The organism is Bradyrhizobium sp. KZN70725, from assembly GCF_055264925.1.
The window spans coordinates 16,130-29,678 of sequence record NZ_JBUYWT010000061.1 but is presented as its reverse complement, the minus strand read 5'-3'; the positions used below and the strand labels follow the sequence as shown (position 1 = coordinate 29,678).

Sequence of the window (13,549 nt, the reverse complement as noted above, 5' to 3'; positions counted from 1 at the left end):
ATCGAATGGCTGGGGGCGTGGCGGGACGCCGCTGACATCAAAGCCAGCCCCCCTCCTTAAGTAGGGTTAATTTGGTTCCCCGTTGAACTACGGAGGCGCTCTTCGACACCGTGGCATGATGCGCGCCAGCCGCATCAAGGCATCAGCACGAGCGCATCCGAGAAAAACTCCGGCCCGCCGAAATTGCCTGATTTCAGGGCAAGCACCATCTCGCCTCTCCCGGCGCCGACCGCTCGCAGAACCGGCACGCCGGCGGCGATTTCCGCACCGACCAGGAATCCAGGAATGCGCAGGCGATCGACCACGGCGCCCGAAGTTTCACCACCGGCGACCACCAGCCTGTGCACGCCCGACTGCACCAGACCATCCGCGATGTCGGCCATCGCCTGCTCGATGGCATGCCCGGCTGCATCGCGACCATGACGGGATTGCACAGCTGCCACCTGATCCGGGGTCGAGCTGCTCGCAATCAGGATTGGCCCCGCCCCGAGCCGGTCTCTGGCCCAGGCGAGCGCACGCTGCGTTTCGTCCTTGCCGGCGACCACCTGCTCGGGATCGAGGTGCAGGACCGGCATCACTTTCTCGGCGTTTGCGATCTGGCGCAGGGTCGCCTGCGAGCAACTGCCGGCAAGGCACGCCGCCGGGCCGCCGACTGGCGTCGCCAGCATCGCATCCGCGCTGTCCGGTTTGGCCTTGCTCGCGGCGACCAGCGCCCGCGCCAGGCCAAGCCCGATGCCGGAAGCGCCGACTGAAAGACGGTGATCCAGGGCGACCTGCCCGATGGTCTCGAAGTCGCGGTCGAACACCGCATCGACGATGGTGGCGCCGATGCCGCTTTGCGTGAGCTCGGCGAGCTTTGCCCGGACGGCGTCCGCGCCGCGGCTCAGCGTCGCCAGATCGACCAGGCCGACCTTGGTCGTGCTTTGCCGCGCCAGCACACGAACCAGATTGGAATCATGCATCGGGTTGAGCGGGTGGTCCTTAAGCGGACTCTCGTTCAGCGGCACCGAGCCGACGAACAGATTGCCCTGGTAGACGGTGCGGCCGGTCTCCGGGAACGCCGGCGTCACCAGCACGATGGCATCCCTGGAATCGGCACGCAGCGCGTCCATTACGGGGCCGATATTGCCGGCATCGGTTGAATCGAAGGTCGAGCAGATCTTGAACAGGATATGTTTGGCGCCGCGGCCGCGCAGCCAGGCCTCCGCTGCGCGCGAACGCGTCACGGCGAGGCCGGCCTCGATCGAACGGCTCTTCAGCGACACCACGACGGCGTCGACCTCGGGCAGCGCGAGATCGTCCGCGGGCACGCCGATGGTCTGCACCGTGCGCAGGCCGGCGCGGGTCAGCGTGTTGGCGAGGTCGGAGGCGCCGGTATAGTCGTCGGCGATGCAACCGAGAGACAGTTTTCCGGCTCGCGTCACGGCTTCACTCCGGCATAGGGCTTGAACCAGGCGAGACCGTCGGTGGTCTTGCCGCGCGGATTGTACTCGCAGCCGACGAAGCCGCCGTAGCCGAGCCGGTCGAGCTCGCCGAACAGGAACGGATAGTTCAGCTCCTCGCCGTCGGGCTCGTTGCGCGAGGGGATCGACGCGATCTGGACGTGGCCGATGATCGGCATCATTTCACGCAGCCGCATGGTGACGTCGCCATGGATGATCTGGCAGTGGTAGATGTCGAACTGCAGCTTCAGGTTCGCGATACCAAGCTCGTTGATCAGATCGCGCGCGAAGATGAAGTCGTTGAGGAAGTAGCCGGGCACGTTGCGCGGATTGATCGGCTCGATCACGACGTCGAGGCCGTGCGGCGCGAAGAACTCTGCGGCATGGGCGGCCGATTTGCGAAACGCGGCGACCGCCCTGGCATCGCTGCGGTCGGCTATTCCCGCCATCAGATGCACCCGCTTGACGCCGGTCGCCTGCACATAGGGCAGCGCGGTCTTCAGGCTTTGCTGGAGGTCGGCGAAACGGTCCGGCAGCGCGGCAAACCCCTTCTCGCCGGCGTTCCAGTCGCCCGGCGGCAGGTTGAACAGCGCCTGCGTCAGCCCATTGCCATTCAGCCGCTTGCCGACCTCCTCGGCCGAATGGTCGTAAGGAAACAGGAACTCGACCGCGGTGAAGCCCGCCTTCGCGGCCGCCTCGAAGCGGTCGAGGAACGGGACCTCGTTGAACATCATGGTGAGGTTGGCGGCAAAACGGGGCATTGCAGGATCCTCTTATTTCTCGCCTGGAAGCTTGGTGCCGGTAACCTGCGCATACATCCGCGCCACCGACGCATCGTCGTCGCGGCCCATGCCGGCGGCCGCGGTCATCAGGAACATCTGCAAGGCCGCGGCCGAGACCGGCACCGGGAAGCGTGCATTGCGCGCCATGTCCTGGATGATGCCGAGGTCCTTCACAAAAATTTCGACGGCGCTGCGCGGCGCATAGTCGCCGTCGAGCACATGCGGCATGCGGTTCTCGAACATCCAGGAATTGCCCGCGGAGGCGGTGATCACCTCATAGACCTTGCGGATGTCGAGCCCCTGCTTGGCGGCGAAGGCGATCGCCTCGGAGGCGGCCGCGATATGCACGCCGGCCAGCAGCTGGTTGATCATCTTGAACGCGGCGCCCTGCCCCGCGGCATCGCCGAGCTCGTAGAGCTTTGCCGCCATCGCATCCAGCGCCGGCCGCGCCTTCGCAAATGCCGCGGCGCTGCCGGAGGCGAGAATCGTCAATTCGCCCTGCGCCGCGCGCTGCGCGCCGCCGGAGATCGGGGCATCGAGATAGTGCCGGCCGGTCGCCTCGAGCTGCTTTGCGAGGCGCCGCGCGATATCAGGGTCCATGGTCGCCGAGGAGATGAAGACCGCGTCCTTGGCCAAGGTCTCGGCGACGCCGTCCTTGCCGAACAGGATCCCTTCAGTCTGCGCCGCGTTGACGACGACGCTGACGACAATGTCGGCATCCCGGGCCGCCTCGGCCGGCGACTTGGCGCCCTTGCCGCCGTCGGCGACGAAGCGCGCCACCGCATCGGCCGTGACGTCGCAGCCGGTCACCTCGAAACCGGCCCGCCTGAGTGAGGTCGCCATGCCGTATCCCATCGAGCCCAGCCCGATGACGGCGACACGTGATGTTGCGGAACTGGACATTTGGCGATCCCTGAACATTTTTAGTTGTTTGAGCATGACCTTTTCGGAAAACCGGCTGCCACTTTGCGTCAGCGCGGCCTTCCGGGCCCGGTTCATGCTCGTTGCTGCTTGCCTATCACGGCTTGGCCGCGCTGCCAAAGCATGAGACAAAGCGGAAAACGGATAGCGCCAAAGATGGCGCGGCGAGCGAAACCGGATGAGCGAAACAAAGCTTCGTGAGGACATCTGCCGCTTCGGCCGCTCGCTGTTCGAGCGCGGCCTGACGCCGGGCTCCTCGGGCAATATCAGCGTCCGGCTCGCGGACGGCGGCTGGCTGGTGACGCCGACCAACGCCTCGCTCGGCTTCCTCGATCCGGCGAAAATGTCGCGGCTCGACGGCAACGGCCGGCTCGTCTCCGGCGACGCCCCGACCAAGGAAGTGCCGCTGCACACCGCGCTCTACCAGACGCGCGCCTCCGCCGGCGCCGTGGTGCACCTGCACTCGACTCATTCGGTCGCGCTCTCGATGCTGCCCGAGATCGACCCGCGCGCCGCGCTGCCGGCGATGACCGCCTATTACGTCATGAAGTGCGGCCAGACCGCGCTGGTGCCCTATTATCGCCCCGGCGATCCGGCCGTTGCCGACGCGATCCGGGGACTGGCCGGGAAATATTCATCGGTGCTGCTCGCCAATCATGGGCCCGTCGTGTCGGGCGATACGCTGGAAACGGCGGTGTTCGCGACCGAGGAGCTGGAGGAAACCGCAAAGCTCTATCTGCTGCTGCGCGGCCTGAACCCGCGCTATTTGTCGCCCGACCAGGTGGCGGATTTGACCAGGACGTTCGGGCTCGTGCTGCCGGATCACCCTCACTAGATCAAGCGGAGGATCGATATGCGGAAGACAGTCATGATGAGGTTCACAGGCTTGGCGTTAGCGATTCCGTTCGCCGTCGGCCTTGCGGCGTCGGACGGACGGACCGAAGAGACCTTGCAAGGCATGCTGGCAACCCAGCTGCGCGCGCAAGGCTATGCCTGCGACAAGCCGCTCAAGGCCGAGCGGGACGACAAGCTCTCGAAGCCCGACAACGAGGCCTGGACGCTGACCTGCAGCAACGCGACCTATCGCGTCAGCCGCGTGCCGGACCTCGCCGCCAAGGTCGAGAAGATCGACGAGAGCAAGTAGGCTGCGTGGGCTGGATCAGTAGCCCGCATGAGCGCAGCGATATGCGGGACGCCCCGGATGTCGCTGCGCTCATCCGGGCTACGGGCTGGATTGCGCGCACCGCATGCACTGGCGTCATCCCCGCGCAAAGGCAAAACCTTTGTCGCTGGAGCTACGAGCGTAGAGATTCCGTCGCTACAGCCCCAGATACGCCTTGCGCACGTCGGGATTGCCGCTGATCTCGGCGGCGGTGCCCTGCATCAGCACGCGGCCGGTCTGCAGGATGTAGGCGCGGTCGGCGATCTCGAGGCATTCGGCCATGCGCTGCTCGACGATCAGGACCGTCATGCCGGCGTCGCGGATGCGCTTCACGGCCTGGAAGATCTCGTCGACCAGTTTCGGCATGATGCCCTGCGACGGTTCGTCGAGCATCAGAAGCCGCGGCCGCGTCATCAGCGCGCGGCCGATCGCAAGCATCTGCTGCTCGCCGCCGGACAGCGTCTCGGCGCGCTGGTCGAGCCGTTCGCCAAGCCGCGGAAACAGCTTGAACACCAGATCGAGCGGCGCGTCGCGGTCGGACTGGCTGCGATAGAGATAGCTGCCGAGGCGCAGATTGTCGCGCACCGAGAGCCGCGGAAACAGCCGGCGGTTCTCCGGCACGTAAGCAATGCCGCTTGACGTGATGACGTGCTGCGGCTGGCCGTCGATGCGCTTGCCGTCGAAGGTGACGGTGCCAGCGCGCGGCCGCTCGGCGCCGGCGATCGATTTCAACAGCGTCGACTTGCCCGCTCCGTTGGCGCCGGCGACGCAGACGATCTCGCCCTTGGTGACGTCGATCGACACCGAGGAGATCGCGACCAGGCCCTGATAGGCGGTGGTGACTTCACGCACCGACAGCATGACGATCCCCGAGATAGGCAGAAATGACTTCCGGATTGCGGACGACCTCAGTCGGCTTGCCCTCGACCAGCACCTTGCCGAGATTCAGCACGATGGCGCGATCGACCAGCGGCATCACGATCTCCATCACATGCTCGACCATCAGCACGGTGATGCCGGCGGCGCGGACCTTGCGCACCAGCTCGACGCCGGTCTGCGCCTCGACCGGCGTCAGCCCGGTGAGGACTTCGTCAAGCAGCAGCAGCTTCGGCTCGGTGGCGAGCGCGCGGGCCACCTCGAGCCGGCGCTTCTCCGACGGGACGAGGTCGGCGGCAAGCTTGTCGGCGCGCGCCGCAAGTCCGCAGAACTCCAGCACCTCATAGGCCTTCTGCCGCGCAATGCGCATCTTGGTGTTGCGGATCAGCGCGCCGACGATGACGTTGTCGATCACGGTCATGGTCTCAAAACTCTTGACGACCTGGAAGGTGCGCCCGACGCCGCGCTGGCAGCGTTCCGCCGCCGGCAGCTTGGTCACGTCCTCGCCGTCGAAAATGATCGAGCCCTGGGTGGGCGGCAGCACGCCCGCGATCAGGTTGAACAGCGTCGACTTGCCAGCGCCGTTGGGGCCGATCAGGCCGACGATCTCGCCGCGCCCGACCGAAATCGAGACATCGCTGTTGGCGACGAGGCCGCCGAAGCGCTGCCATACTCCGCGCGTTTCCAGCAGCGCCGTCATCGTGCAGCTCCCTTGCGCAGGGAGAACACGCTGACCAGTCCGCGCGGCAGCGCCAGCGAGATCACGACGATCAGCGTGCCGTAGACGATGAGGTCGACGCCGCGCCCGGAGCCGCCGATGAACGAGCGCGTCAGCTCGGTGAGCGGGATCAGGATGACCGCGCCCAGCACCGGGCCCCACAAGGTGCCGATGCCGCCAAGCACCGCAGGCAGCGCCATCAGCAGCGAGAACTGGAAGCCCATCACACTTTCAGGATCGATGTAGGAGACGAACTGGGCGTAGAAGCTGCCGCCGACCGCAACGAGGAAGGCCGAGACCGCCGCCGCGCCCATCTTGGAATTGAACACGACCACGCCGAGGCTTTCGGCCGCATCGGGATTGTCCTTCACCGCGCGCCACCAGTAGCCCCATTTGGAATCCTCCAGCCACCAGGTGACGAACCAGGCGATGCAGGCCAGCGCCAGCGCGAAATAGAAGTAAGGCAGCTTCGAGCGGGTGAACTGGAATTTCAGCCAGCTGTCGCCGCGCACCGGGATGTCGATGCCGAGCGCGGCGCCGGCCCAATCCCAGTTCTGGATCAACAGCAGTGCGATCTCGGCGATCACGATGGTTGCGATCACGAAGTAATGCCCGCGCAGGCGGAAGCAGGGATAGCCGAGCGCCATCGCGATCAATGCGGAGATCGCCCCGCCCGCCAGCATGCCGAACCACGGCAGCACGCCGAACTTGGTGAACAGCAGCGCGGTGGTATAGGCGCCGAGCCCGAAATACAGCGCATGGCCGAGCGAGATCTGGCCGCAATAGCCGGACAGGATGTTCCAGCTCTGCGACAGCGCCGCATACATCAGCGTCAGCACCATGATGTTCTGGACGTAGACGTCCTTGACGAACAGCGGCACCAGCGCGGCGATCACCGCGAGGCAGGCCGCCACGATCAGGTCACGCCTGCGGCGTTGGGCGAACTGGGTGTCCATCACATCGATCCGAACAGGCCACGCGGGCGGATGAAGACGACCAGCAGGTAAACGGCATAGATGCCGACCGATTTCAGCGACGGCGGCAGGATCAGCGCGGTGGTCGCTTCCACCAGGCCGACGATGATGCCGCCGGCAAAGGCGCCGAATACGCTGCCGAAGCCGCCGAGCGCCACGGTGACGTAGGCGATCAGGGCGAACGACGCGCCCACGTCGGGGTAGACGTAGAAGAAGATCGCCATGATGGCGCCGGCGAGGCCGACCAGCGCCGCACCGAGGCCCCAGCCGAGCGCGAACACGCGGTTCTTGTCGATGCCGACCAGCGCCACCGCGCCGGCGTCTTCGCGCGTCGCCTCGAGCGCGCGGCCGAAATCGGTGCGATTGATGAAGAAGTAGAGCGCGACGAAGGCCGTGATCGACAGCATCGCGCCGATCAGCTGCGGCTCCGGCAGATAGATGCCGGCGATCGACACGGTCTTGCCGCCGACCCAGGAGTTGGTGACGCTGCGGTAGTCGGGCGTGAAGAAGAACTGGGCGAGGCCCCGCATCACGATCGCGAGGCCGAAGGTCGAGAAGATCTGCACCATGCCAGCATTGGCCTTGGCGCGCATCGCGAAGCGGACGATCAACAGATAGACCACCGCGCCGAACACGAACAGCGCCGCGGCGACCAGCGGCGCCGAGAGCAAGGGATCGATCGCGAAGAACGCGAACAGGAAGAAGGTCGCGTACATCGCGATCATCAGGAACTCGCCGTGCGCGAAATTCACGACGTCCATCAATCCGAAGATCAATGCGAGGCCTGCGGCGATCAGTCCGTAGAGCAGCCCCATCAACAGGCCGCTCGCCAAACTCTGGATAATGGTCTCGGCTGTCACCGTCGACGCTCCATGTTCCGACCATTGTCTTTAGCCCCCGTCATTGCGAGGAGCGAAGCGACGAAGCAATCCATGCTTCCTTTTCGCGGAGACGTGGATTGCTTCGCTTCGCTCGCAATGACGGAACATGCGAGACTCTGAATGATGTCTTCGGCTGTCACCGCCGTCTGCCCCCTCAATAGCGTTTTCGAGCGAAGTGGATACCGGTTCGCGCTGGGAAAACGCGTCGCAACAAGAATCCAGAGCTCCGTTCCGATACGATCGGAACGGACGCTCTGGCGCCGACCGATTAGCTGTTCATCGGCCAGATCGCCTCGGAGACGGCGGCCTGTTCCGGGAAGATCGTCACGAAGTTCTTCGCGGAGTACTGCAACAGCACCGGATCGGCGAAGTTGTTCTGCCCCATCTCGTCGAACTTGACGCGCCGCCACGGCATGATGGTCTGATCGCCCGGCATGTCGGTGGCGACCAGCGCCTCGCGGATCTTCTCGCCGTCGGTCGACTTGGCGCGGTTGATGGCGTCCGCCATCACGATCAGGCCCATGAACTGGCGCGACGAATAGTCGTTGAAGTCCTTGCCGGACTTCGCGCGGTACATCTCGTTGATCAGACCGACCATCGGACGCTTCTGCGCCAGGTCGAGCGAGAAGCTGCCGCGCGAGATCACGCCCTCGAGCTTGTCGCCGACCGCGTCATAGGTCGCCTTTTCCGAGAAGCCGGCGTCCTGCGCCATGATGTTCTTCGGCTTGTAGCCGAGCTCGGCCATGGTCTTCACCAGGAGGATCGCGTCGGTGGTGTAGCTCGACGGCATCAGCACGTCGGCATTCGCCGCCTTGAGCTGCTGCACCTCGGCGGTCAGCGACGGCGAGTTGGCGCGGTACTTGATGTCGGCCACGATCTTGTAGCCGCGCTCGCCGGCGAGCTTGGTCTGCGCGTTCGCCGAATCGGTGCCGAAGATGGTGTCCTCGTGGAACAGCGCCAGCGTCTCGATCTTCTGGCCCTTCTTCTTCATCGCATCGAAGAAGTCGAACATCGCGGTCGAGAACATCTCGTCATGCGGCGAGGCGCGGAAATAGTATTTCAGGCCGCGGCGATGCAGGCTCGGCGAGGAATTGTCGGCCGAGAGGAACGGAACGCCGTAGCGCTCGCAGATCTGGCTGACGGTGACGGCGACCGCGCTCTGATAGGTGCCGATCACGGCGCAGACCTTCTCCTGCGTGATCAGGCGCTCGGCTTCGGCGCGGCCCTTTTGCGGATCGGCCTGGTGGTCGGCGAACACGAGCTTGACCTTGGCGCCGCCGAGGCCGGACAGGCCCTCGCCCTTGGCGAGCTGCAATGCGAAGTCATAGTTCTTGTTGATGATGTCTGCCGCGGTCTCGAACGCGCGCTGCGCATCGACGCCGATCTGGGCGCTGGCGCCCGAGAGCGGATAGATCACGCCGATTGCCACTTCACTGGTCTGCGCGCGCGCGGCCATCGGACCGAGCGCGGCAGCAGCAGTGGCACCCAGCAACACGTTACGGCGAGAGATCGTCATCGAAATTTCCCCTTGGTCAGCTTGTTATTATCGATGTGATGCTTGTAGCGCGCAGTAAAGCCTCAATGAATTGCACGAATTGCCTATTCAGAGCACAGCGAGCTGCTTGTTCCTGAGATCGGTCACCAGCATCAGGCCCGGCGAATGCGTGATCGCGAACGGCAGCTTCGCACTTGCGATCACCGATTGCGGCGTGACGCCACAGGCCCAGAACACCGGGATCTCGTCATCGGCGACCGGTACCGCATCGCCGTAATCGGGCTTGGCGATATCCTTGATGCCGATCGCATGCGGATGGCCGAGATGGACCGGCGCGCCATGCACCGACGGGAAGCGCGAGGTGATCTGCACCGCGCGGATCGCATCCGCCGGCTTGAACGGGCGCATCGACACCACCATGGGTCCCGCGAACGGTCCCGACGGGCTGCAGGCGATATTGGTGCGGTACATTGGCACACGCAGATTGCGTTCAATGTGACGGATCGGCAGGCCCTCATCCAGCAGCGCCTCCTCGAACGAGTAGGAGCAGCCGAGCACGAAGGTGACGAGATCGTCGCGCCAGTATTTGGTGATGTCGGTCGGCTCGTCCGCCACCTCGCCGTCGCGCCAGACCCGGTAGCGCGGCACGTCGGTGCGGATGTCGAGGTCGAGACCAAGGGCCGGAATGCGGGGATCGCCGACGTCAGACATGCCTATGATCGGGCACGGCTTCGGATTGAGCTGGCAGAAGCGGTGGAAGGCGCCGGCGAGCTTTTCCGGCAGGATCGCGAGATTGCCCTGGACGAAACCGTTGGCGAGACCGGCTGTGGTGGCCGAGGCCACGCCGTCACGGCAGGCGCGGCGCGCTTCGCCGCTCGCCAGCACTGGCTCCCCCTGAGATCGCTGCACTGCCGCAAAAACAGTCATGGGATTCTCCTGCCCATAATCTCGACAAGGACAAACCAACACCAAGCGTGATATAATGTCTAATCGTCCTTTCTAATCAAAATCGATAAAATAGATTTATCGATCGGGAAAATGCTTCCAATGACGGACTTCCGCTCGATCGAGACATTTCTCTGGGTCGTCAAGCTCGGCAGCTTCCGCGGCGCCGCCCAGCGGCTCAACACCACCCAGCCGGCGATCTCCCAGCGCATTGCCCAGCTCGAGCGCGAAATGGGCGTCAAGCTGCTCAACCGCGACCACCGGGTGGCCTCGCCCACCCCGAGCGGGCGGCTGATGATGATCTATGCCGAGAAGCTGATCGGCCTGCGTTCGGAGATGATGGCCGAGGTCGGCGACCGTTCGGCGATGCGCGGCGCGCTGCGGCTCGGTGTCGCGGAGACTATCGTGCACACCTGGCTGCCGCGCCTCGTCAAAAGCGTCAACGAGGTCTACCCGAACCTGTCGCTGGAGATCGAGGTCGACATCACGCCCAATCTGACGCAGCGGCTGCTGGCGCAGGAGATCGAGCTCGCCTTCGTGCTTGGGCCGGTCTCGGCGTCCGGCGCGCACAACCACGTGCTGTGCGATTACCCGATCGGTTTCCTGGCGAGCCCGGCGCTCGGCCTCGGCGACGGCCCGGTGGCGCGGCAGGACCTGGCGCGGTTTCCGATCATCACCTTTCCGCGCAAGACCCAGCCCTACGAGACCGTACGCGCGCTGTTCAACGCCCCCGATCTGCCGCCGATCCGGCTGCACGCCTCGACCTCGCTCGCGACCGTGATCCACATGGCCAATGAAGGGCTTGGCATCGCGGTGATCCCGGCGGCGATCGTCGAGAACGAGCTTGCCGACGGGCGCTTGCTGCTGCTCGATACCGACCTCAAGCTGCCGCCCCTCACCTTCACCGCGAGCTGGCTCGCCTCGCCCGATGCGGTCGCCATCGAGCGCGTCGCCAATCTCGCCAGGCAGATCGCGCAGACGAGCGTGGCGGTTGACGGCGCGAGAGTGGCGCGTCATTGAACGATTGCCGGAGATGAACTGTCATTCCGGGGCGATGCGCGAGCATCGAACCCGGAATCTCGAGATTCCGGGTCTGGTCCTTCGGACCATCCCGGAATGACCGAATACAAATGGAATGTCAGCATGAGCCGAGCCGCCACCAACCTGCAGATCGATTCCGCCCGCCTCTGGGGCACCATCCACGAAACCGCGCAGTTCGGTGCAACGCCCAAGGGCGGTGTGCGGCGGCTGACCTTGAGCGCCGAAGACAAGCAGGTGCGCGACTGGTTCCGCAAGGCATGCGCGGACGCCGGCCTCGAGGTGCAGGTCGACGCACTCGGCTCGATGTTCGGGTTGAGGAAAGGACGGGACATGTCGAAGCCGCCGATCGGCGTCGGCTCACATCTCGACACCCAGCCGACCGGCGGCAAATATGACGGCGTGCTCGGCACGCTGGCGGCGCTCGAAATGGTGCGCACGCTGAACGATGCCGGGATCGAGACCGAGCTTCCGATCTGCATCTGCAACTGGACCAATGAGGAAGGCTCGCGCTTTGCGCCGGCGATGATGGCCTCGGCCGCCTATGTCGGCGATTTCACCACCGACGACATCCTGTCGCGCAAGGACGCCGAGGGCGTCACGGTGGCGCAGGCGCTGGACACGATCGGTTATCGCGGCGACGCCCCCGTCGGCCGCCAGAAGTTCACCAGCTTCGTCGAGCTGCATATCGAGCAGGGTCCGATCCTGGAGGCCGAGAACAAGACCATCGGCGTGGTCGATTCCGGCCAGGGCGTGTTGTGGTACGACGGCAAGATCACCGGCTTCGAGAGCCACGCCGGCTCGACCCCGATGCCGCTGCGCCGCGATGCGCTGGCGACGCTGTCCGAGATCGTTCTGGCGATGGAGAGCATCGCGAAGAAGCACGGCCCGAAGGCGGTCGGCACCATCGGCGAGGCCGTGATCGCCGCGCCCTCGCGCAACGTCATCCCCGGCGAGATCACCTTCACGGTGGATTGCCGCAGCGCCGACGCTGGGATCATGGATGCGCTGGATCGCGACCTGCGTGCCGCTGTGAGCGAGATCGCAGCAAAGCGCAAGGTCGAGGTGCAGCTTGATCTCGTCTGGCGCAAGGCGCCGACGCACTTCGATCCGAAGCTGGTCGACGCGGTCGAGAACGCCGCCAAGCAGCTTGGCTATTCGCACCGCCGCATCACCTCGGGCGCCGGCCACGACGCCTGCAACCTCAACACGGTGATGCCGGCGGCGATGGTGTTCGTGCCCTGCAAGGACGGCATCAGCCATAATGAGCTGGAAGATGCCAAGCAGACAGATTGCGCCGCCGGCGCCAACGTCCTGATGCATACGGTGCTGGCGCTCGCCGGCGTCGCGTCCTGATCATCATTTCTCCTCATCGGATGGAGGCTTTCGTGCGCGCAGTGTTTGTCGACGCCAATGAATCGCTCGCTGTCATCACGGAACGACTGGAAAAGCCCGGCGGTCCCAGGATGCGGATCAACCGCAACCCGGACATCAAGTCCGAGGACTATCCGGCGGTGCTCGACGGCGCCGAGATCGCGGTGGTCGACCACACCGCGCTGCCGACCGATGTAGCGAAGAAGTGCGCCGGCCTGAAGCACGTCGTGTTCCTCGGCACCGGCGCGCGCAGCTACATGAACCCGGAAGAGCTTGCCGAGCTCGGCATTTCCGTGCACCTGATCAAGGGCTATGGCGACACCGCGGTCGCGGAATCGGCGATCGCGCTGATGTGGTCGTCGGCGCGCGTGATCGCGCAGATGGACCGCGAGATGCGCGCCGGCAACTGGCTGCGCGAGGACGGCATGCAGCTCACCGGCAAGACACTCGGCCTGGTCGGCTTCGGCGGCATCGCCGCCGAGGTCGCCCGCATCGCACTCGGCAGCGGCATGAAGGTGATCGCCTGGAACCGGTCGGCCAAGAGCCATCCGGGTGTCGAATTCGTCGATCTCGACACCGTGCTGGCGAGCAGCGACGTGGTTTCGATCCACCTGCTGCTGAATGACGAGACCCGCGGCCTGATCACGCGCGACAAGATCGCGAAGATGAAAAAGGGTGTGGTGCTGATCAACACCGCGCGCGGCGCGATCGTCGACGAGCAGGCGATGATCGATGCGCTCAATTCGGGCCACATCCGCCACGCCGGCCTCGACGTCTACAACATCGAGCCGCTGCCGAAGGATCACCCGCTGACCAGGATCCCGAACGTGACGCTGTCGGCGCACTCCGCCTTCCGCACGCGCGAGGCGAGCGAGAATTTGATCCACGCGGCGTGGGAGCACTGCCGAAGGATCGTGAAGGGGTAATTTCACCGTCGTCCC

The 13,549-nt window shown here is 65.1% G+C and carries 14 protein-coding genes; 5 read left to right on the top strand and 9 right to left on the bottom strand.

Annotated features, from left to right (window positions below):
- Positions 1-134 precede the first annotated feature (134 nt).
- From otnK to ltnD, 3 genes are read right to left on the bottom strand one after another with little or no spacing between them, the layout of a single operon-like run.
- Positions 135-1,424: a 3-oxo-tetronate kinase gene (otnK, locus tag ACZBJS_RS35540; protein WP_463439849.1), complete on the bottom strand. Its 1,290-nt coding sequence runs from the start codon at positions 1,422-1,424 to the stop codon at positions 135-137.
- Positions 1,421-2,203, bottom strand: coding sequence for a 2-oxo-tetronate isomerase (gene otnI / locus ACZBJS_RS35535; RefSeq protein WP_463439848.1), 783 nt, complete (start codon positions 2,201-2,203; stop codon positions 1,421-1,423). The genes otnK and otnI overlap by 4 nt, the downstream gene beginning before the upstream one ends.
- A gap of 12 nt (positions 2,204-2,215) precedes the next feature.
- Entirely contained in the window at positions 2,216-3,163 is a 948-nt protein-coding gene (ltnD, locus tag ACZBJS_RS35530; protein ID WP_076827236.1) for an L-threonate dehydrogenase, read from the bottom strand.
- Positions 3,164-3,323: 160 nt separating this feature from the next.
- Here ltnD and otnC point away from each other — a divergent pair, with 160 nt between their 5' ends.
- Positions 3,324-3,980, top strand: a complete 657-nt coding sequence (otnC, locus tag ACZBJS_RS35525; RefSeq protein WP_057017647.1) for a 3-oxo-tetronate 4-phosphate decarboxylase — start codon at positions 3,324-3,326, stop codon at positions 3,978-3,980.
- 33 nt (positions 3,981-4,013) lie between these two features.
- Entirely contained in the window at positions 4,014-4,289 is a 276-nt protein-coding gene (locus tag ACZBJS_RS35520) for a hypothetical protein (protein ID WP_057017646.1), read from the top strand.
- A 174-nt stretch (positions 4,290-4,463) separates the two neighbouring features.
- Here ACZBJS_RS35520 and ACZBJS_RS35515 read toward each other — a convergent pair whose 3' ends face one another.
- From ACZBJS_RS35515 to ACZBJS_RS35490, 6 genes are all read right to left on the bottom strand, one after another.
- Positions 4,464-5,168, bottom strand: coding sequence for an ABC transporter ATP-binding protein (locus ACZBJS_RS35515; RefSeq protein WP_018270525.1), 705 nt, complete (start codon positions 5,166-5,168; stop codon positions 4,464-4,466).
- Complete coding sequence (locus ACZBJS_RS35510) at positions 5,152-5,883, bottom strand: ABC transporter ATP-binding protein (protein WP_016842862.1); 732 nt, start codon at positions 5,881-5,883, stop codon at positions 5,152-5,154. The genes ACZBJS_RS35515 and ACZBJS_RS35510 overlap by 17 nt, the downstream gene beginning before the upstream one ends.
- Positions 5,880-6,857 (bottom strand): branched-chain amino acid ABC transporter permease, encoded by a 978-nt coding sequence (locus ACZBJS_RS35505; protein WP_016842863.1) that lies wholly within the window; start codon positions 6,855-6,857, stop codon positions 5,880-5,882. The genes ACZBJS_RS35510 and ACZBJS_RS35505 overlap by 4 nt, the downstream gene beginning before the upstream one ends.
- Positions 6,857-7,735, bottom strand: a complete 879-nt coding sequence (locus tag ACZBJS_RS35500) for a branched-chain amino acid ABC transporter permease (protein ID WP_463439847.1) — start codon at positions 7,733-7,735, stop codon at positions 6,857-6,859. The genes ACZBJS_RS35505 and ACZBJS_RS35500 overlap by 1 nt, the downstream gene beginning before the upstream one ends.
- 289 nt (positions 7,736-8,024) lie before the next feature.
- Positions 8,025-9,272 (bottom strand): ABC transporter substrate-binding protein, encoded by a 1,248-nt coding sequence (locus ACZBJS_RS35495; RefSeq protein ID WP_463439846.1) that lies wholly within the window; start codon positions 9,270-9,272, stop codon positions 8,025-8,027.
- An 87-nt stretch (positions 9,273-9,359) separates the two neighbouring features.
- A complete protein-coding gene (locus ACZBJS_RS35490) occupies positions 9,360-10,178 on the bottom strand; it encodes a putative hydro-lyase (RefSeq protein ID WP_463439845.1) in 819 nt (272 codons plus the stop codon).
- A gap of 120 nt (positions 10,179-10,298) precedes the next feature.
- On the opposite strand from ACZBJS_RS35490, the gene ACZBJS_RS35485 reads away from it, so the two are divergent.
- The 3 genes from ACZBJS_RS35485 to ACZBJS_RS35475 all read left to right on the top strand — a co-directional run bounded on the left by ACZBJS_RS35485 (position 10,299) and on the right by ACZBJS_RS35475 (position 13,534).
- The gene (locus ACZBJS_RS35485) at positions 10,299-11,216 is read left to right on the top strand and encodes a LysR family transcriptional regulator (protein WP_057017643.1); all 918 of its coding nucleotides are present in this window, start codon (positions 10,299-10,301) and stop codon (positions 11,214-11,216) included.
- A gap of 123 nt (positions 11,217-11,339) precedes the next feature.
- A complete protein-coding gene (locus ACZBJS_RS35480) occupies positions 11,340-12,590 on the top strand; it encodes a Zn-dependent hydrolase (RefSeq protein ID WP_057017665.1) in 1,251 nt (416 codons plus the stop codon).
- A 32-nt stretch (positions 12,591-12,622) separates the two neighbouring features.
- Positions 12,623-13,534 (top strand): NAD(P)-dependent oxidoreductase, encoded by a 912-nt coding sequence (locus ACZBJS_RS35475; protein WP_463439844.1) that lies wholly within the window; start codon positions 12,623-12,625, stop codon positions 13,532-13,534.
- The last annotated feature ends 15 nt before the right edge of the window (positions 13,535-13,549 follow it).

Coding starts and splice junctions, on each gene's coding strand:
- otnI (WP_463439848.1), bottom strand. CDS start 2,203: ATGCCCCGTTTTGCCGCCAACCTCACCATGATGTTCAACGAGGTCCCG.
- ltnD (WP_076827236.1), bottom strand. CDS start 3,163: ATGCTCAAACAACTAAAAATGTTCAGGGATCGCCAAATGTCCAGTTCC.
- otnC (WP_057017647.1), top strand. CDS start 3,324: ATGAGCGAAACAAAGCTTCGTGAGGACATCTGCCGCTTCGGCCGCTCG.
- ACZBJS_RS35520 (WP_057017646.1), top strand. CDS start 4,014: ATGATGAGGTTCACAGGCTTGGCGTTAGCGATTCCGTTCGCCGTCGGC.
- ACZBJS_RS35515 (WP_018270525.1), bottom strand. CDS start 5,168: ATGCTGTCGGTGCGTGAAGTCACCACCGCCTATCAGGGCCTGGTCGCG.
- ACZBJS_RS35510 (WP_016842862.1), bottom strand. CDS start 5,883: ATGACGGCGCTGCTGGAAACGCGCGGAGTATGGCAGCGCTTCGGCGGC.
- ACZBJS_RS35505 (WP_016842863.1), bottom strand. CDS start 6,857: ATGGACACCCAGTTCGCCCAACGCCGCAGGCGTGACCTGATCGTGGCG.
- ACZBJS_RS35495 (WP_463439846.1), bottom strand. CDS start 9,272: ATGACGATCTCTCGCCGTAACGTGTTGCTGGGTGCCACTGCTGCTGCC.
- ACZBJS_RS35490 (WP_463439845.1), bottom strand. CDS start 10,178: ATGACTGTTTTTGCGGCAGTGCAGCGATCTCAGGGGGAGCCAGTGCTG.
- ACZBJS_RS35485 (WP_057017643.1), top strand. CDS start 10,299: ATGACGGACTTCCGCTCGATCGAGACATTTCTCTGGGTCGTCAAGCTC.
- ACZBJS_RS35480 (WP_057017665.1), top strand. CDS start 11,340: ATGAGCCGAGCCGCCACCAACCTGCAGATCGATTCCGCCCGCCTCTGG.